Genomic DNA, 18,763 nt, shown 5'->3' on the forward strand with positions numbered 1-18,763 from the left:
ACGCTTGCAGAAATGGGGGGTGACGAAAACATTGCAGATACGTTGGAGCGTTCTAATGTCTTCACGCAAGGTTGATTCACAACGTTGCGTGTGAATCAGGCGGGGCATGACAGTGTATCTGCATTGATGGCTCTGTGTTCCGCTCAATCCTTATCCCTGATGGTTTGATACCCGGAGAAGACTCATGAAACTCGTTCAATCGCTGCTCGTCGCCGCACTCGTCGCCGCTCCTGTTGTTTCGTTCGCGCAATCGCAACCGCAACACGCGCTCACTCGCGCTGAAGTTCGCGCGCAGGTGGTCCAGTTGCAGAAGGCCGGCTATAGCCCGGCTAGTGACAACGCGCAATACCCGCTGAACATCGAGGCAGCAGAAGCGCGGGTCAGCGCCAGCAAGGACGCTACCGCTTACGGCGGTGTCGAGAATGGAAGCTCGGCTTCCAGCTCGCATCTGCCGATGAAGCATGCGGCTGCGCATGGAGCCAACGACGGCTCGAACGTTGTCGGCCTTGGCTCGATCTACGCGCACTCCTGATTCGTTGATCGCTGAATGTTCTGATACCGGAGAAGACTCATGAAACTCGTCCAATCGCTGCTCGTCACCGCACTCCTTGCTGTTCCCGTTGTTTCGTTTGCGCAATCGCAATCGCAACACGCGCTCACTCGTGCTGAAGTTCGCGCGGAGCTGGTTCAATTGCAAAAGGCCGGCTACAACCCCGCCAGCGACAACACGCAATATCCGCAGAATATCGAGGCGGCCGAGGCGCGCATCAGTGCGGGCCATGACGCTTCCGCCTACGGCGGCGTCGCGAACGGCAGTTCGGCTTCGGGCTCGCAGGTGCCGATGAAGCATGCGGCGGCGGATCGCGTATATGACGGCTCCAAGGTCGTCGGCCTCGGTTCCATCTACGCGCATTCGTGATCGACACAAATGAGCAAGCCGTCCGCGCGCATCGATTCATGTCGACGCGCGGACGCCTTGTTTTACCCACCTGATGAGAAAAAACGATGACCACGCTGCTGAAAAGAATTCTCGGTTCCGTTCTGTTGCTGGGCGGACTGTTCGCATTGCAGGCCACGGAGTTCGCGCAGGCTGCGCCGCCCGACGACCTGAAGGGCAAGAACGTCGTGCTCGTTCATGGCGCCTTCGCTGACGGGTCGAGCTGGGACAAAGTGATCCCGTTGCTCGAAGCGCGCGGCCTGCATGTCGTGGCCGTGCAGAATCCACTGAGTTCGCTCGCCGACGACGTGGCGGCAACCCGGCGCGTGATCGCGCAGCAGAACGGACCTGTGATTCTGGTCGGCCATTCATGGGGCGGAGTGGTGGTTAGCGAAGCCGGCAACGACGACAAGGTGAAGAGCCTCGTATACGTCGCGGCATTTGCGCCGGACAACCGCCAGTCCATCGCCGACATCACGAAAGACAAACCCGCTCCGGTCTGGGCTGGCGAGTTGCGCAAGGACTCGGCCGGCTATCTGACGCTATCGACCCACGCGGTGCTCGACGACTTCGCGCAGGATCTGCCGCTGCCGCAGAAACGCCTGATCGCGGCGACCCAGCAGCCGTGGGCCGCTGGCTGTATCGACGACAAGGTGACGAACGCCGCCTGGCATGACAAGCCGTCGTATTTCGTGGTGTCGGGCCGCGACCGCATGATCGATCCGGCCTTGCAACTGGAGATGGCGAAGCACATCGACGCGAAGATCACGCGCGTCGACACGAGCCATGTCGCGATGCTGAGCCAGCCGCAAGCGGTGGCCGACGCGATCATCGCCGCGTCGCGGGCCGCGCATTGAACCGCGCAGTCTGATCGCCAATCAGATTGCGATCGATGGAATGCTCTTCATGCAGCGCAGCGCGAACATCGAGCGGCTATGGCGAATGCCTGCGATCTTGTAGAGCTTTTCGCGCAGGAAGCGTTCGTAGCCGGCGGTGCCGTCTACCGCGACCTTGACCAGGTAGTCGTAATCGCCGGACACCAGGTACGCTTCGAGTACTTCGCTGAGCGTGGCGAGCTCGGCGCCGAAGCGCGCGAGTGCGTCTTCGTCGTGGCGGTCCAGCGTGACTTCGAGCAGGACGACGTCCGCGAAACCGAGCTTCTGCTGATCGAGCAAGGCAACATAGCCGCGGATATACCCTTCGTTTTCGAGCTGCCGCGTGCGATTCCAGCACGCGGTGGTCGACATGCCGACCAGTTCGGCAAGATCCGCATTGCTGAGCCGGGCGTTCTTCTGAAGCTCGCGCATGATCTTGCGATCGAGGGCGTCGAGCGGGCGGTTTCGGGTGTTCATCGACGATGGCGGAAGAATATTTTGTTTAACGATATTATAGGTGAAGATCGTTCCGAATAGGCGACATCAGCGGATGCGTTTAAGAAGCCTATCCAGCCGGGCTCCGGGTATATTTTCGACGTGCATTCATGCCCGGGACATTCGCCCGGACCGCAGGCCTCGCGCCGGCGATCCTCCGTGGCCAAAAGCCGCTTTTTCGGTGTCTCGCCGCCTTCACGGTAAGGCGGCACGCGGGCGAATTCCGGCGTTACCCACGCCGGAAGGCGCGCTCGCAGGGCATGGACGCATGTCGCCGCATGTGTCTATCGCAACTCTCTTTTGCCTGCTGACTCGCCAATGCCGATCCAGTTGTATGTTTCGTTTCTTCTCGCGTCCGCCGTACTCGTTTATTCGCCCGGTCCGGTCAATGTTCTTACGATGAGTCAGGCGCTAAGCGCTGGATGGCGCGCGGCATTGCCCTGTGTATGGGGTGGCACCTGCGCGGTATTGCTGCAACTCGCTTTTACCGCGCTGTGTCTGAACTCACTATTGCTGATCGATGAGCACGCGCTAATCATGATGCGCTGGGCCGGCGCGATTTATCTGGTTTATCTTGGTTTCAAACAATGGCGAAGCGGCACATGCGCGGCTTCGCCGCTTCTGGCCAAGAGAGCCGGACAACGCGGTTTGTTTTGGCGCGGCTTCGCGACGTCGGGCCTGAATCCGAAAACGCTATTTTTCTTTCCGTCTTTCTTTCCACAGTTCATCAGTACTTCGTCGAATGAAGCGCATTGGTCTGCCAATCATCAGTACTTTTTGCTGGCCAGTACTTTTGCGCTGATGTTCGCGTTGGGCGTCGCTTCGACGGCAATCTTCTCGCACCGTCTGCGCACGGTTCTGCAGCGGCCGACGCGGCTGCGCGTCGTGAACCGCCTGATGGGTAGCTTGCTGGTTGGAATGGGGGCGCTGATGGCGGCGGTACGCTGACTACGAAACTAGCCGCATACCGCCGCCGCGGGGACAACGTCACCCTTATCTCTGTACCGCGCGATATCAATGGAAAATGAGGTACAGGATGATCAGTACGATCAACGGAACGCCGAGTAGCCAGCCAATCAGGTAAGGCATGATGTCATCTCCTTTCGTATTTAAGTTCGAATACGCAGGACTGTCAGCAGGCCGCGTGCCTGAGTCGAAACGGCACCAGGCTGCGAGGCATAGAGGTGTCGTATCTCGTGCCCGTATCGTTCTTAGCCGTTATTCGAGAAGCCCGGATACAACGTCATCCCGCCATCGACGAACAGCGTCGTGCCGACGACGTAATCGCTTTCATCGGAAGCAAGCCACACCGCCGCCTTGCCGATATCTTCCACGGCGCCGACGCGTCCATAGGGAATCAACTGCAATAGTTTGTCGAGTGCCGCTTGCGAATCCCACGCGTCCTGATTGAGCCGCGTACGGATCGCGCCCGGCGCAATCGAATTGACGCGAATGCGCTCGGGAGCCACTTCCTGCGCCAACGATTTCATGAACATCTGAACGCCGCCTTTCGACGCGGCGTAATTTACGCGCCCCGCCCACGGAATGACCTCGTGAACGGAACTCATGCAAATGATCTTGCCGAGCGCTTTCGATACGGTCGTCAGGCCGCGGCGGCGGAATTCTTTTACTGCGGCCTGGCAGGTTAGAAACTGGCCGGTCAGATTCGTCGACAGCACGAGTTGCCAATCGTCGAGCGTCATGTCGGCGAATGCGCTGTCCTTCTGCAGTCCGGCATTCGCGACCACGATATCGATGCCGCCAAAGCGCGCGCGACTCGCCTCGAAGAGGTTCGCTACCTGAGCGGGATTGGATACGTCTGCCTGGATCGCGATTGCCGATCCACCGGATTGTTCTATTTCTTCGGCGAGCTTTTCATCAGGTTCCGCGTGCGAATGATAATTGAGCACGACCGCCGCGCCAGCATCCGCGAGTGCTTTGGCGACGCCATAGCCGATTCCCGAACTCGCGCCGGTAATCAGCGCGACCTGATTGGCCAGTAACTTTTCCATTTGAGTGCTCCGGCAACGACGAAAGGCGAAGCCGCCACCTACCGGCGCGCGACATCGCGCGGATAGACGGCGGCCCGCCTCTGGTGTTGCAGTCCACGACGCGTGGCCTATATCACGCCGGCAACCAGCAGAACGATCACCACGATCAATACGATGCCGAGTCCGCCGGTCGGACCATAGCCCCACGCCCGGCTGTGCGGCCACGCCGGAAAAGCGCCGATCAGCAGCAGAATCAGCACGATGAGAAGAATGGTTCCTAGCATGTTATGACCTCCGCCTGGTTGAAGGGGACCTGCTGTACCCAGGTTGCCCACAGGGCCGCAGGGTCATCCCTAGAGAGCAAACCGCGTACCCAAGGCCGATCCTTTAAGAGGATCACAGTGGCAGCGCACGCCGGTGCGGAGATTCGCGAGTCAATTAAAACGGCACCCATTGCGCTCAAAACATGAGCAGGGTGCCGTTTTTCCAATTGCGGACACGTCGCGCGTCCTATAGAAGGTAGGGTCCGTTGATGCGGCCTTCGAAGATCGCGGTGTTGATGTCCCAATCGTCGACGGTGCCCGTGCCGCCACCGTCCACCTTGACGACTACCGATCGGCCGCCGCGCAACATTTCTCCTTGACGTGAAAAGGCGAGCACAGTGCGGCGCCCGCCTCGATTTCTGCAAGGGCTATGCCAACGTAGGGGAAGTGAGCCGCAAAATGGAGCGGGGGCCGCGATGCGAAACCTGGCAAGGATCCGCGCGATAGCCGCATTGAATCACACCGGATACGACCGCGATCTCGAGTCGAAGTGTTTGCGCGCGTCGCACGGGTCGCGTGCGAATGATTGGGGCGCAGCGCAGCGTCGCGCGTGGCGAACCGAGGCGTGCAACGCTCTATCGCAAGCCCAAACGGAAACGGCACGCGCCCTGTGCGCGTGCCGTGATGCTGAAACGCCCCCGCGAGCAATGCTAGCGGCGTCGCCCTTTGCGCGGCGCAGCGGCTTCCGCGATACGCAGATGCGCGTCCGGAAAGCCCGGCGGGTATTCGACGACGCGCGTCGCGGCCGGCACCAGCGGCGCGGCGAGACTCGAACGCGCGCCGACATGAGCGCCGCCGACGATCGCGGCCATCGCCTCGCGGTCGAGTTCGACGCTTTCGGTCAGATCCTTGATGCTCAGCTTGGCCATGACGGCTCCAGAAAAACGCGCCGGCGGCCAGACCCGTTCGGGTTCCAGCCGCCGGGCTCGGAATGTGTTCAGTGTGCTATTCGTTTTACTGCGGTCTCAACGCACTGTCAGTATAGGAAATCCGTTCGCGGCGTGCGCGGTCGTGGTGCTGTCGCGGCAGTGAAGGAACCCCCGGTCCCCTGCTGCTGCCCCGGCTTACACGGCGGAGAGATTGGCGCCCGCCAGGATCGGATCGACTTTCAGCTTCGGCAGCACGACGTCCGAGCCGATAGAGCCGATGTCATTGAGCGCTGCGACATTGACGATTTGCTGTTGAGCCAGATTCTGAGTGACGTTGACATTGACGTTGACGTTGGCGATGCCGGCAAGGCTGCCGAGACCACCAGGGCCCGAGGGCATGGGCACGTTGCTGCCGGTGCCGCCGGCGATCCCGGACATGGTCCGGCGATCGAGTTCGCGCGCGCCGGGCAGATCGCGAATCATGAGGGATGACATGGCGTTTCTCCAAAAACGTATGGAAGGCGGACATGCATGGCTTGCGGCGAAGCGGCCCGCGACAGCGGGCGCCTCGCCGCGCCATGCATTAGTGGCCGTTAGAGTTGCTCGACACGACATACGGGCTGAGCGTCGAGTCGATGCCTTCGGAGAACGCAACGTTGTTGCCGTTGGCGTTCTGGAAGTTCAGTTCGGTGTTGATGAATTGCGAGGTGGTGCTGTTCTTGATGCGCGTCGGCGCGTAGACCGGGGCGAAGCTGTAGTACTGGCTGGGGCCATAGCCACCGCGTACGGCTTTCATGGCCTTGCTGTCGAGTTGTTCGGTAACGGACAGGTCTTTGATCATCAGCGTTTTCATGGTGAGTCTCCTGAAGGAAGTTTTCGCAGTGTCGCGAGTGGTTTCGAGCAATTCGTTTGCTCGGACATCACTAATGCACAGGCTGTGCCAGTGGTGGCCACGTATCCTGAGGAAATCGACGAAGCCTTATCGTATAAGGGTTTTGCGCGAGGTTCGGCCGCCGTGCCGGTCCGCTCGAACCGCGTTGACGCGCTCGGGGCGGTGGCGGCAGTCCGACATCGCGGCGGACCCTGTTGGCTCGCACACGACATTGCGCGCGACATCATGCGGCGCGGCGCGCGGCTCATGCCTGGTTTGCCTGGTTTGCGAAAGCGCGGACCGGGAGCTAGTATCGAAACGGCACATGTAACTGGATACGACAGCTTCTCTATCGACCCGCGTGGCGTCGGTCGCATGCGACACGGTCCAGCGGCAACGGCGGTGCTTCGCAAAAATGGCTAGCCTTGCGCGTGTGATTCTCGACTTCCAGAGCGGCGAGCTGTCGCGCGACGAGTTCGTCGCGCAGCTCGACAGCGCGTTGGCGACCGAGCAACTCGGTCCGACGCGGCTGCTGGAGACGCTGTACGCCGCGCATCACAAGTCACCGTTGCCCGACGATCTCTATCTGGAAGTGCGGCGGCGCATCGAGCTGCTGCGCGTGTCGAACGTCGCGGCGGGTGGCGAGGAAACCGGCATACAGACCACGGTCGATCCACCGTCGCTGCGTTCGTCGAGCCCGGGCGGCGCTGGCAGCGCGGGCAGCGCGAGTACCACTGGAAGCACCGCGCACGAAACCATCAAAGGCATCGGCGATACCCTGAACAACCGCTTCGTGCTCGAAGAGTGCCTCGGCGTGGGCGGCATGGGCACCGTGTACAAGGCGCTCGATCTGCGCAAGCTCGAAGCGTCGGACCGCAAGCCCTATCTCGCGATCAAGGTGCTGAACGTCCAGTTTCGCGGCAATCCGAATTCGCTGGTCGCGTTGCAGCGCGAGGCACGCAAGGCGCAGGTGCTCGCGCATCGCAACATCATCACCGTGTACGACTTCGACCGCGACGGGCCGATCGTCTATCTGACGATGGAGTATCTGAGCGGTAAGCCGCTCAGCCAGCTGCTGCGCACGCCTGGATATCAGGGCATGCCGGTGCGGGCCGCGCTGCCGATCGTGCGCGGCATGTGCGCGGCGCTCGCGTACGCGCACGAGCGCGGCTTCGTCCATTGCGATTTCAAACCCGCGAACGTGTTTCTGACCACCAATGCCGAAGTGAAAGTGATCGACTTCGGCATCGCGCGCGTATTCCAACGGCCGGAAGAGGAGAGCGACGCGACCGTGTTCGATCCCGGCAGTCTCGGCGCGTTGACGCCGGCCTATGCGAGCCCGGAGATGATCGAGCATCGCGAGCCTGACCCGCGCGACGACATCTACGCGCTTGGCTGCATCACCTACGAGCTGCTGACCGGACATCATCCGTTCGACCGCCTGTCGGCCACGCAGGCGCGCAATGCCGAGTTCAAGCCGCAGCGTCCGCCGAATCTCGATGCGCGCCAATGGCGCGCGTTGCGTGCCGCGTTGTCGTTCGACCGCAATACGCGGATGCCGAGCGTCGAGCGCTTTATCGCCGAGTTCGACAATGAAGCGCGCGCGGAGAAGTCCGGGTCGCTCGCATGGGCCGGGCTCGCTACGCTGGCCGTCGTGTGCGCGGTTACGGTGGGCGTGTTCGCTGTTCGCTCGGGGTCCAACCGGCAGCAGGCGGCGCGTTCCGAGGCGGCGGGACCGCTGGGCGATCAGGTCGATCGGGCGGCTGCGGCGTCCGCTGTCGCGCCTGCAACGAATGCCGCACAGACAGCGCCTTCGGCTGGCGCGAATGAAGGCGGTACTACAACGGGTGGTGCGGCCGCAACCGCGACGCCGGCGCCCGCGCCCAAGCCCGCGTTGACGCTTGCGGCAATCACGCCCACGCTTGCCCGCGTACCGTGTTCGGCTTTATCGGGCGCGGTGCAGGACCACGCACTGACGGTGCGCGGTTTCCTGTCGCAGCGGTACGGCGCCGCACGTCTGAAGGAGACCTTGGCGGCGCTGCCTGGCGTCGATACGGTTTCGCTCGACGTGCGGCCGCTCGCCGACGACAAATGCGACTTCGTCAAAACGCTTGCGCCGTTTCTGGTGCGCAACTGGCAGGCGGGACGGGCAGCGTCGCTGCACATGCGACCGCCAAGCGGTTTGCTGACCGAGAACGACTCGCTGGTGGTCGACCTGAAAGCGCCTCCGTTCGATTCCTTCGCGACCGTCGACTACTACCAGTTAGACGGCCACGTCGTGCACATGGTGCCGAGCCGTCTGTGGCCGGACAACCAGATGCAGGCCAATGGCGGTCCGTACACGATCGGCAGCAATGCGGGCGATTGGACCGTTTCGAAGCCGTTCGGCTCGGAGATGGTGGTGCTGGTGGTGACCCCGGTGCCGCTGTTCGACAAGCTGCGCCCGGAAAGCGAAGCGCGCGCCGATTATCTGCGCGCGCTCGAGACGCGGTTGAAGCAGATCGGCGGCCAATACGGGCAGGATCGTCTATTGGCGGACTTCGCGCCGATTACGACCAAACCCGCCAAGCCATGATCCGTCAGAGAGCCAATCGAAACGGCCCTCAGCGCAAATCCTTGACGACGCGAAAACCGTTCTGCGATTGACGCACGCCCGCGCTGTATTTGAAGCGCGTCGCGCTGAGCATGTAGTCGCCGCCTTCGCGCCATGAGCCGCCGCGAATCGCGCGCATCTCGCAGCCGGGCGTGTCCCACGCGTGGCCGTCGGCGGGTGCGCCCTGATAGGAGTTGTGCCAGCAGTCGGCGGTCCACTCCCAGACGCCGCCGTTCATGTCGTACAGACCCAGCGGATTCGCGGCGAACGTGCCGACGCTTTCCGGTCCTTCCTTGTGCCACGGGTCGCCGCAGTCCTTGCAATTGGCGTTGCCCTTGCGCATCTGATCGCCCCACCAGTACGCGGTCGTGGTGCCGGCGCGATCCGCGTATTCCCATTCGGCTTCGGTCGGCAGACGGTACGGTTTGCCGGTCGTTTTGGCGAGCCATTTGACGTACTGCTGCGCGTCGTCCCAACTCAGATCGCGCGCGGGTGCGGTCTTGATGCTATTGCTCTCCGGGGTCAGCTTCTGGCATGCGCCGGCGGCGACGCACGCATTCCATTGCTCGACCGTCACCGGGAATTTGCCGATCGCGAAGGGTGCGCCGATGCTCACGTGATGCACGGGCTTTTCCGAAGGGTCGTCGGTATTGCTGCCCATTGCGAATGAGCCGGCGGGTACGTCGACCATGATCGGACACGCGGCGCAGTCGCGGATTTCACCGGCGGTCGGCGGATGGGCGACGGTCTTTTCGGCGAAGGGCGCAGCGGCGGCCGTGGCGGGCGGCGTCGGCGCTGGCGCGGCAGCGGGGCGCGGTGGTGGCGGCGCGGCCGCGCTCGCTTGCGCCGCGGGATGCGCGACCTGGGCAGGCGGTGCGGGTGGCGCGACATGCCCGCTCTGCGCCGCGGGCGCGGCTGGTTGCGCACCACTCACCGCCGGAGTCGATGCCGCCGCGCGCAATCGATCGATACGCGCATGCGCGAGTGTGGCGAAGCGCCCATTCGGATAGGCCTTCAGATAAGCCTCGTAATCGGCTGGGTAGTTGCTGTCCTTGATCGACTCCCAGAACGTGATTTCGTATTGTTCGCCGCTTTCCTTCGGCATGATGCCGCGACTGCGCGGTATTGCGGCGCGATCGTCCGACGTAATCGACGACGCGATAGTGCGTTCGCCACTGGCGGGAATGGAAGTACGCGCTACGGAGAGCCACGGCTGCTGCGCTCCGCGAGTGGCGGCGCGCACTTCGGTGGCGACTTGGCGGAACAGCGCGGCGAGCGATTGGGACGAGGCGTAGGCATCATCGAGCGCTTGCAGCAACGCACCGGTGTAGACGCCATGCCGTGGACCGTCCGCCGCGAAACCACCCGGCGCGGTTGCGTAGGCAATCACGGTGTTGGCAGCGAGCTTCGGTTGGTTGGTCGCAATCTCGGCGGGCCTAAATGGATTGTCGAGGCAGGTATCGAGAATCAGCAGATTGAGCCGGCCGGCGCGAGCGGATTGCATCGCCTGCAAGACGGTATTCAGTTCGACGCCATTATTCAGCAGCGACACCGGTGCGCGGTTATCGGCTCGAGCATCGAGTCCCGCCGGCAACAGCAGCGTTTGTCCGGCTACCTGCATGCCGTGTCCGGCGAAATAGAACAGCCCGATATCGCCTGTCTTCAAACGTCGTTGAAATTCGTCGATCGCCGCGCGCATTTGCGGCGGCGTCGCATTCGTGCGCGTGATGACTTCGAAGCCACGCGCCCGGAGTGCAGCGCCGATCGATTCGGCGTCGCGCGGCGCGTTGGCGCGGATCGGGGTAGCGGCGTCGCCGTATTCGCCATTTCCTATCACGAGCGCGACACGCCGCGAATGGGTGTCGTCGCGTGACGAAGCAAAGGGTGAAAGAAGCAGAGCGGTATCCGCCGGCAGCCCCGGTTCACTCGTCACCGAAGCCGCACTCGGCTCGATGAATTCGCGTTGCGTCGCGGCACCGGCGCTATCCCACTGCGCCTGGATTGCCCCAACCACGCACACCAGCAGGAATCGTCGCCACATCGTTTTATCCTGTTTGTACCGGACAGAATTCAGGCATTCGCGCACCACGATCGCGCTGTCCGCGCTCATTATTAACGATAGCACGCGCTTCGCGTCACAACTGTCCGGGAGTCCTGAACGCGTCATACGGTTAACGAGCATTGCGTATCTTTTTGGCAAGTTACGTTCTAAGCTGATTCACAAAGTCACCTCACACGGCCGTTTTAACTAGGTGGCGGTCTACCGGTTTCAATCCGCGACAAGCCGCTCGAACACCCGGATGGCCATCGATAGCCGGGCCCAGCCATGACTCCTGTTCGGGAGAGTGCGCTATGCGAAGAACCCGTGTTTCCTCTCTTTTCGGCAGACGTGATCCGGCACAAGCGCATTGCGGCGGATTGCGCGCGGCGGTGTGCGCGACGCTCGTCGCGGTGTGCATCGGCATAGGAACGGGCGGCGTCGCGCGCGCCGAGCAGACGGCGTCACCGCCGGGGGCCGAGGAGTACATCATCTGGCCGTCGGATGGCGCGGTGATTCACGGCGGCAAGCTGTGGGTGCGCATGGGGCTGCGCAATATGGGCGTGTGTCCGAAGGGCATCGCGTTTCCGAATACCGGCCACCATCATCTGCTGATCGACACGGATTTGCCCGCGCTCGACCAGGAGATTCCATCGGACCGCCAGCACCTGCATTTCGGCGCGGGCGAAACCGACGCGCGCATCGAGTTGCCGCCCGGCAAGCACACGCTGCAGCTGATTCTCGGCGACCATCGTCACGTGCCGCACAACCCGCCGGTGTATTCGAAGAAGATCACCATCACTGTGCTAAAAGACTAACGCGATCCGTTGGTTCGAACTGGTCAAGCCGGAACGGAGAGTCCTGATGTACAAGATCATTGCGGCCGCGGCATTCGTCGCGGCGGCGCTGACGGCATCGACAGCGCCGCAGGGTGGGTGGGCAGCGACGCCGTCGCCGCCCAGCGCATACGCGTATATCGGCTATCCGAACGATGGCCAGGTGGTGCCCGCCAATAAGCCGTTTCGCGTGTGGTTCGGCCTGCGCTTCATGGGCGTCGCGCCGAAAGGCGTGAAGTACCCGAACACCGGCCACCACCATCTTCTGATCGATAGCGAGCTGCCGCCGCTGGATCAGGAGATACCCTCGGATCGCCACCATCTGCATTTCGGCGCGGGCGAAACCGAAACGATGATTTCATTGCCGCCGGGAAGGCATACGTTGCAGCTGTTGATGGGCGACGACATGCATATGCCGCATAACCCGCCGGTGTATTCGAAGAAGATCACGGTGATCGCGCGCTGACTGTCATCATGCAGCCAACAATGCCGCGTGCGCTGTTGGCTGCGATCCACCATTCGCGAGCCCCGCTCCGCCGGCCGGTAGCGACGCCACGGCGGGTGCGTTCTTCCAGGCCTTTACTGCAAGGCCATCATGGCTCGGATAACGAAAGCGCAGCACTCCTGGCATAGCCCATGCGTCAGTAGCGCCCGAGCAGACAAGTTGCTCGAACCCGACGCACCACGATGCGCTTTCCCTTTCCCAGGAGTTTTGCCATGAACACGCTGATGATCAAGGACCTGTCCAACACCGAACAACTCGACAGCAAGGCGATGAGCGCCGTGCGCGGCGGCAACAGCTACTACTGCCCGATGCCGTCATACCTCAGCTATGCGCCCGTCTATGCGCCGACCAGCATCAAGAACATCTGCACGACGCAGTCGATCAACACGGAAATGAACATCCAGAGCGCGAATGGCAACAACTCGGCGCTGGTCAGCGGTACGACGACCTACATCGAACCGACCGTGTACTCGAGCAACGTCAACAACGTGAAGTGAGCGGCGCTCGCACGCGCGGCCCGAGCGGCCGCGTGGGCGCGCCGCCGTAGCCGCGTCGCTCAAAAAGACCATTCATTCAATCGTCCTTTCCACGCATCCTTCGCGTATCCGCCGCTCCCCGCATCGAGATTTCCGCCGCTTCATCGCAGAAGCCGCGCGGATGCGGCTCGGCCTCGAAAAACCGGCCGTCTCGCGCGAAACAGGCGGGTGCAACTGGAGACAACCGTGTCAGCATCGCCGGATTCATCGTTCGGTTTGTCGTGTGATTCGCCGGACCTTCAGCGCGTTTGCGCCGCAGCCACGGCGCCGCGCCGCATCGGCCGGATGCTGCGCGGCTTCGGCGCCGCGACGATGTGCGCATTGGCGTTGAGTGCCTGCGTCGACGTCAGGATGCCGGCTTATCAACGCCCGGACACGCCGGCCAAGACATCATGGTCGGATCGCCAGGGCGCGCCGGTATCGGCCGCGGAGACGATCGAGCGCGACTGGTGGAAGGGCTTCCAGGATCCGTATCTGGATACGCTGATCGACAAGGCTATCGACGGCAACTTCGATATCCGGGTGCTAGCCGCGCGTATCGAAGTCGCGCACACGCAGATCAGCGAGACGGGCGCGGCCGCATTACCGACGGCGGACCTCGGTGCGGGCGCCGATTATTCGAAGACGACCGGCCAGCCTTTGACGAGGACCTACAACCTCGCGCTGCAGGTGAACTGGGACATCGACATCTGGGGCAAGGTCGAAAAAGGCGTGCAGGCGCAAAAGGCCGAATTCCACGCGACCGAAGCGGATTGGCGCGCGGGGTATCTCGAACTCGTCGCGAACGTAGCCAGTACCTATTTCCAGATCCTGCAATTCGACGACCAGATCGCCCAGCAGCAAAAGACCATCGCCACCAACAAGCAAATCCTGACGATCTACGAAGGCCAGGCGCGCAACGGGATCGTGCCGCAAACGCAGGTGTTGCGCCAGCAGGCGGAGATCAACCGCCTGACCAACGATCTCTACGATCTGCGCCGCTCGCGGGCAGTCTCGGACAACGCACTGTGCACGTTGCTCGGGGTGCCGGCCGGCGAATTCCATGTGCCGCAGGGCCATTTGCAGGAGCGCGTGAAATTGCCGGGCGTGCCCGACGGTTTGCCCGCGCAATTGCTGTCGCGCCGCCCCGACGTGGTGGCAGCCGAATTCAGGGTGCTCGAAGCCTATGACCTCGTCGGTCAGTCGAAGCTCGCGCAATTGCCGAGCATCGGCCTGACCGCTCAGGGCGGCACGGCAAGCTATGCGCTCAACCAGCTGCTGAAGTCGTTCACGTTCGGCCTGATGCCGAGCATCAACTTTCCGCTGTTCGATCCGGGCGTGCGCGCTCATGTGAAGGTGACCGAGGCGCAATCGAAAGTCGCCGAACAGCAATATCGGGTGGCCGTGATGGGAGCGTTCGAGGAAGTGGAGAACGCGCTCGTCAATCTGAGTGCGCATAAGGCGCAGCATGAGGAATTGCAGCAGCAGGTGGCGCGCTTGCAAATCGTGGCGGATCAGATCCAGTCGCAACTGCACCTTGGCGTCGTGTCGCAACTCGAGGTGTTCGAAGACGAGCGCACCCTGCTGCAGGCGCAACAGGCGTTGCTGGAAAACCACCAATTGATTCTGTCCGATACGGTAACGCTTTATAAGGCGCTCGGCGGGGGATGGCCAGATGTCGACGTGCAGGCGCAGGCCAAAGAAAAGTAACGAAGCATTGAGCTAATCCACGAGTTGGCGTACCACGCGGGTATTTCGTCGGTTGACGACTTATCCGCTGTCTTCTCATTCGGCGATATCCAAATTGACACTCTCGATGCGTGACTTAAAATCCTTTAGGGGTCAGCGTTTGCGTGGCTCTTCGCGACAATATCGTTGGGCCGTCGTTCTTTGTCCAGTTCGCCCCGCGTTCCTGCCGCGGCAGGTAAACGCTTAAGCGATCCAGAGAAAATGGCCACCGGCGAAGCTCCGATTGCTGAAATGCGCACGACAGCGGACGCTGCTTTCGACGTGGTGTTGTCGCCGGTTGCGTGCGCGCAGCGCCCCGCGCTCGACGCCATTCGCATCGTCGACAACCTGTTCGCGGTCGGCCGCAGCGAAGCGCCGTTCAACGACTATCCGGCACAATTGACCGCCGGTCTGTCGCGTCGGCATGCGCGTCTTTTCATCGAGCGTGGCGCGATTTACGTCGCCGATCTCGGCAGCAAGAACGGCACGACGGTCAACGGCATCGCGGTGCGGCAAACTCCCGCGCGCGTGCGCGGCGGCGATGAACTCTGCTTTGGCGGTGAACTGTGCTATCGCGTCGGCATCGAGCCGCGCGCTCGCGTCGTCACGGGCCGAAGCGCTTCTCCCCTCACTCATCTATTGCTGGTGCCGCAGCGCGACGATCTGGGTCTGCAACCGGTCGACGTGACGGCTTTTCCGTTCCTGGTCAGCAAAACGGACGAGATCTTCTCGCGCTACAAAGACCGTTATCCGCACCAGGTCAATTACATTTCGCGGCGCCATGCGCACCTGTTTCTGAAGGGCGGCCAGCTCTATGTCGAGGACCTCGGCAGCACCAACGGCACGTTCGTGAATGGCCAGCGGATCGGCGAATCGGCGCTTGCGCTGGTGGACGGAGATGTCGTTGCATTTGGCGGCGACCACTTCGTCTACAGGGTGTCGCTACAGAACTCCGCCGACACCGAACCCACCGTGACCCAGTTCTCTCTTCGCCCCGCCGCCGACAGTGCCGCCGATGCCGACAAGACGACCTTCGTCGGCGCGGCGCATTCGTTTCTCGACATCTTTTGCGTCGATCCGGCACTGCAACGCGAAGACGAAGTGAACGAGGCGGCGCAATCGGGGTCCGCGCGCGCGAAGCGCGATGGAGCGGGGGCGGCAAGCGGCGCGCAAGCCGCAAAGGGCGCGCAGGCAGTACACCCTGCCGACACGAAAGACGGCGCGAATGAAAGAAGCGGCAAAGGCAAGACCGCGGCAAGAAGTAAGCCGCGTCGCTGGAAGATGGTCGCCGGCGAACTCCACAAGGCGTTAGCGGACGGCGAGCGCACCAATGTGCGGCGCGCGGCGGCATGGGGCGGCGCGGGTGTTGCGCTCGTGGTTGCGCTTGGCGTGGGCCTCTATCTGCACGGTTCATCGGAACGCGAGTTGAAGAGCCTGCTCGCAAGCGGTGATTACTCGAACGCCTTCACGATGGCGCGCGGCTATCTGGCCACGCACCCGGCGGACACCAGGATCAGCGCGCTCGCCAGCGAGGCATTGCTGAAAGCGAACTTGCCGGGCTGGATCGAAGCCGTGCAAAAAGCGCAGTTCGACCAGGCCGACGCGCTGCTGAAGAGCATGAGGGCGTTGAGCGCGACGGACTTCGATGCCGCGTCGCTGGTCGGCGAATTGCAGTGGGTCGGCGATCTCGAACGCTTCGTCGCGGCGCGCGGCGGCGTGGACGCGCCGATCCGCATGTATGCGGACGAGGCGACGATCAACGGTCTGCTGCACCGCTGGGACGACGACGCGACGAGTCGTCAGCGCGCGCTCGACCGGATTGCGAGCTACGTGCCGGCCTTCGCGGAGCCCTACGCGCACACGCTGAGCCATCTGCGCAAGCTCGAAAGCGACGATTCCGTGTACGTCGCCGCGATAGATCGGCTCAATGGCGTGATCCAAACCGAACTCTCGCGCGACAAACCCGACGCGTTGCCGCCGGTATTCGACGATTACGCACAGCGCTACCCACGGCTCGCGGGGCTCGACAGAGTGCGCGACGATTTGCGCCAATACACCGCATTGCTGAATGCCGCATTGAGCCGCCAATTGACGTCGTTGCTCGCGATGATGAAAACGGCGCGCTTCAGCACGCCGCCTTTCCAGGCGCAATACCAGCAGCTTGCGGCCACGCGTTTGCCGTCGGCGGACATCGTTCAACGTCAGGACGCGGTTGATGCCGCGTGGCAGCGCGGCGACGCGCAGCAGGCGCTCAGCGAATTGCAGTCGATGCCGGCGAGCCCATGGTCCGACGTGCTCGCTGCCGAAGCGGCGCACAAGAAGGCGCTAGCCGACCAATACAACGATCTGCAGAAAACGCGTGGCGGCAAAGGCTACGACCAGCGTCTGCTGTCGTTCTACGCGAGCCTCGATCCGCGAACCGACGCGTGGTTCGTGCAGGCGATCCAGAAAGACGTCGCCGCGTTGCATGACAATGCCCTCGCGCGTGCGCAGGATCTGTTGCTGCGCGCGCAAAGCCTGTGGAAAGAGTACCGCGCGAACGGCCCGATCGGCGGCACGCAGCGGCTCGAAGCCGGCATATCGCCGGGCTTTCGCAGCGAGGCGCGCCTGCTTAGCGACGCGCAGACGGCGGCACGGCAGGGCATGCGCATCTATACGCAGCTGAAGGCCGATCATCCCGCCGACTTCGATCAGCTGCTAACGGATATCGACGCCGAAGCGAGTTTGCAGCGCCGCTCGTTGACCGAGTTGCGCATGGTGCTGGACCCTGGGCTCCTGAAAGCGAAGCTCGCGTTGATTGGAGGCGATCAGAGTGAAACGCGATCCTCACCCTAGACCGTTGTCGGAGGCGCTCGAAGATCATAGCGTCGAAGGCATCGCGATCCTCACGTCCGAGCCGGTGCGGATTGCGCGCGCGCTGATCTGGGCGATGGTTGCGCTCGTCGTGTCGGGCCTGCTGTGGTCGTTCGTCGGCCGCGCGGATGTGATCGTCAGTGCGCCCGGCACGTTGTCGCCGGAATCGGAGGTGCGACGCATCTATACGCCGATCGACGGCGAACTCGCGGATCTGTATATCGCCGAGGGGCAGCCGGTGTCGAAAGGCGACGTGCTCGCGCGGCTCAATGCGCGCGGCGCGATAGAAGCTGCGAGCAACGCGTTACAGGCGCAACTGAAACTCGAAGACGCCGAACGCGAATGGAAGCAGTTTCCGGAGAAAAAGGCGTTGATGGAACGCAAGGCTGCGTCGTTGAAGGCGCAACTCGAAGTCGAGGAGCGTCTGCACGAGAATCGCGTTTCGGAAGGCACGACCAAACTTGCCGAAGGGCAGAAGGCCGAACTCGACGAAGCGCGCAGCTCGCTCGATAATGCGCGCCGCGCGCGCGAAGCGGCGAACCAGGAACTCGATCGCTATTCGCGGCTGTTCGCGCAGCCGGGCGGCGGCGGCATCGCCGAATTGCAGGTCGAGCAGAAACGCACGGCCGCGCTCGAAGCGGATAACGCCTTCCGTGTCGCGCAGTCGAAGCTGGCCGAGCTGGACTTTCGCCTGAGCCATGAATACGCGCAGGCGAATGCGCAACTCGCGACGAGCGGGCAGCAAAGCACCGATCTGCAGCTGCAATACGATCAGGCGGTGCGCGACGTCACCGATGCGGAAGACAAACTGCGCGTGCAATTGCAAAGTGCGCGTCTGGAAGCCGATGCCGCCGCGCGCGTGCGCTTCGAGAACATCGATAAAGACAATTTTCTGCTGATTCTGGCGCCGGTTTCCGGCGTGATTACCGACGTCACGTCGACGCAGCGCGGCGACAAGATTCAGGCGAATGCACCGCTCGGCGGTATTGCGCCAAAAGACGCGCGGCCCGTGCTGAAGATCGAAATTTCCGAACACGACCGCGCCTTTCTGCACGTGGGCCTGCCGGTCAAATTGAAATTCAATGCGTTTCCTTACCAGCGCTACGGATTGATCAGCGGCACGCTCGCGTATATCTCGCCGGCCACGAAGCCGTCCGCGCAGGACAAGCAACCGGTCTACGAGGGCCGCGTCACGCTCGACAAGGATTACTACCAGGTGGCCGGCACGCGTTACCCACTGCGTTACGGCATGACCGCCAATGCGGAAATCGTCGTGCGCGAGCGGCGCCTGATCGACCTCGGTCTCGATCCGTTCAGAGAGGTGGCGGGTTGAG

18 protein-coding genes and 1 pseudogene are annotated in these 18,763 nt (G+C 62.6%); 11 read left to right on the top strand and 8 right to left on the bottom strand.

The window, feature by feature from the left end; translation table 11 throughout:
* Positions 1–184: 184 nt before the first annotated feature.
* From QFZ91_RS39520 to QFZ91_RS39530, 3 genes are all read left to right on the top strand, one after another.
* Positions 185–532 carry a DUF4148 domain-containing protein gene (locus tag QFZ91_RS39520; protein WP_429570616.1) on the top strand — a complete coding sequence of 116 codons (348 nt, stop codon included), beginning with the start codon at positions 185–187 and terminating at the stop codon, positions 530–532.
* Between the two features lie 39 nt (positions 533–571).
* Positions 572–919, top strand: coding sequence for a DUF4148 domain-containing protein (locus tag QFZ91_RS39525; RefSeq protein ID WP_429570617.1), 348 nt, complete (start codon positions 572–574; stop codon positions 917–919).
* Positions 920–1,005: 86 nt separating this feature from the next.
* Positions 1,006–1,794 (top strand): alpha/beta fold hydrolase, encoded by a 789-nt coding sequence (locus QFZ91_RS39530; protein ID WP_429570618.1) that lies wholly within the window; start codon positions 1,006–1,008, stop codon positions 1,792–1,794.
* 21 nt (positions 1,795–1,815) lie between these two features.
* Here the strand turns inward: QFZ91_RS39530 and QFZ91_RS39535 are convergent, their stop codons facing one another.
* Positions 1,816–2,289, bottom strand: a complete 474-nt coding sequence (locus QFZ91_RS39535) for an Lrp/AsnC family transcriptional regulator (RefSeq protein WP_013092527.1) — start codon at positions 2,287–2,289, stop codon at positions 1,816–1,818.
* A gap of 336 nt (positions 2,290–2,625) precedes the next feature.
* Here QFZ91_RS39535 and QFZ91_RS39540 point away from each other — a divergent pair, with 336 nt between their 5' ends.
* Entirely contained in the window at positions 2,626–3,255 is a 630-nt protein-coding gene (locus QFZ91_RS39540) for a LysE family translocator (protein WP_429570619.1), read from the top strand.
* A 263-nt stretch (positions 3,256–3,518) separates the two neighbouring features.
* On the opposite strand, the gene QFZ91_RS39545 is transcribed toward QFZ91_RS39540, so the two are convergent.
* The 5 genes from QFZ91_RS39545 to QFZ91_RS39565 form a co-directional block, all read right to left on the bottom strand.
* Complete coding sequence (locus tag QFZ91_RS39545) at positions 3,519–4,319, bottom strand: SDR family oxidoreductase (protein ID WP_429570620.1); 801 nt, start codon at positions 4,317–4,319, stop codon at positions 3,519–3,521.
* 107 nt (positions 4,320–4,426) lie between these two features.
* Positions 4,427–4,582 (bottom strand): DUF3309 family protein, encoded by a 156-nt coding sequence (locus QFZ91_RS39550; RefSeq protein ID WP_013092523.1) that lies wholly within the window; start codon positions 4,580–4,582, stop codon positions 4,427–4,429.
* A 689-nt stretch (positions 4,583–5,271) separates the two neighbouring features.
* On the bottom strand, positions 5,272–5,490 hold the full coding sequence (locus QFZ91_RS39555; RefSeq protein WP_176382903.1) for a hypothetical protein: 219 nt from the start codon (positions 5,488–5,490) through the stop codon (positions 5,272–5,274).
* 195 nt (positions 5,491–5,685) lie between these two features.
* Positions 5,686–5,973: a hypothetical protein gene (locus tag QFZ91_RS39560; RefSeq protein WP_373685772.1), complete on the bottom strand. Its 288-nt coding sequence runs from the start codon at positions 5,971–5,973 to the stop codon at positions 5,686–5,688.
* A 100-nt stretch (positions 5,974–6,073) separates the two neighbouring features.
* The gene (locus QFZ91_RS39565) at positions 6,074–6,343 is read right to left on the bottom strand and encodes a hypothetical protein (protein WP_176382900.1); all 270 of its coding nucleotides are present in this window, start codon (positions 6,341–6,343) and stop codon (positions 6,074–6,076) included.
* Between the two features lie 433 nt (positions 6,344–6,776).
* Between QFZ91_RS39565 and QFZ91_RS39570 the strand changes: the two genes are divergently transcribed.
* The gene (locus QFZ91_RS39570) at positions 6,777–8,936 is read left to right on the top strand and encodes a protein kinase domain-containing protein (protein ID WP_429570621.1); all 2,160 of its coding nucleotides are present in this window, start codon (positions 6,777–6,779) and stop codon (positions 8,934–8,936) included.
* 28 nt (positions 8,937–8,964) lie between these two features.
* Here the strand turns inward: QFZ91_RS39570 and QFZ91_RS39575 are convergent, their stop codons facing one another.
* Both QFZ91_RS39575 and QFZ91_RS39580 read right to left on the bottom strand, forming a co-directional pair.
* Positions 8,965–10,059: a formylglycine-generating enzyme family protein gene (locus QFZ91_RS39575; RefSeq protein WP_429570964.1), complete on the bottom strand. Its 1,095-nt coding sequence runs from the start codon at positions 10,057–10,059 to the stop codon at positions 8,965–8,967.
* Positions 10,060–10,164: 105 nt separating this feature from the next.
* A pseudogene (locus tag QFZ91_RS39580) lies at positions 10,165–11,136 on the bottom strand (caspase family protein); the annotation flags it as partial.
* Between the two features lie 170 nt (positions 11,137–11,306).
* On the opposite strand from QFZ91_RS39580, the gene QFZ91_RS39585 reads away from it, so the two are divergent.
* The 6 genes from QFZ91_RS39585 to QFZ91_RS39610 all read left to right on the top strand — a co-directional run bounded on the left by QFZ91_RS39585 (position 11,307) and on the right by QFZ91_RS39610 (position 18,762).
* Entirely contained in the window at positions 11,307–11,810 is a 504-nt protein-coding gene (locus tag QFZ91_RS39585) for a DUF4399 domain-containing protein (RefSeq protein WP_429570622.1), read from the top strand.
* Between the two features lie 46 nt (positions 11,811–11,856).
* On the top strand, positions 11,857–12,294 hold the full coding sequence (locus QFZ91_RS39590; RefSeq protein ID WP_429570623.1) for a DUF4399 domain-containing protein: 438 nt from the start codon (positions 11,857–11,859) through the stop codon (positions 12,292–12,294).
* A gap of 251 nt (positions 12,295–12,545) precedes the next feature.
* Positions 12,546–12,830 carry a hypothetical protein gene (locus tag QFZ91_RS39595; RefSeq protein ID WP_176106806.1) on the top strand — a complete coding sequence of 95 codons (285 nt, stop codon included), beginning with the start codon at positions 12,546–12,548 and terminating at the stop codon, positions 12,828–12,830.
* Positions 12,831–13,154: 324 nt separating this feature from the next.
* Positions 13,155–14,558: an efflux transporter outer membrane subunit gene (locus QFZ91_RS39600; RefSeq protein ID WP_429570965.1), complete on the top strand. Its 1,404-nt coding sequence runs from the start codon at positions 13,155–13,157 to the stop codon at positions 14,556–14,558.
* Positions 14,559–14,798: 240 nt separating this feature from the next.
* Positions 14,799–17,411 carry an FHA domain-containing protein gene (locus tag QFZ91_RS39605; RefSeq protein ID WP_429570624.1) on the top strand — a complete coding sequence of 871 codons (2,613 nt, stop codon included), beginning with the start codon at positions 14,799–14,801 and terminating at the stop codon, positions 17,409–17,411.
* Positions 17,389–18,762, top strand: a complete 1,374-nt coding sequence (locus tag QFZ91_RS39610; RefSeq protein ID WP_176382884.1) for an HlyD family efflux transporter periplasmic adaptor subunit — start codon at positions 17,389–17,391, stop codon at positions 18,760–18,762. The genes QFZ91_RS39605 and QFZ91_RS39610 overlap by 23 nt, the downstream gene beginning before the upstream one ends.
* Position 18,763: the final 1 nt, after the last annotated feature.

This window comes from Paraburkholderia sp. JPY419, from assembly GCF_050435705.1.
Taxonomy (GTDB): domain Bacteria; phylum Pseudomonadota; class Gammaproteobacteria; order Burkholderiales; family Burkholderiaceae; genus Paraburkholderia; species Paraburkholderia youngii.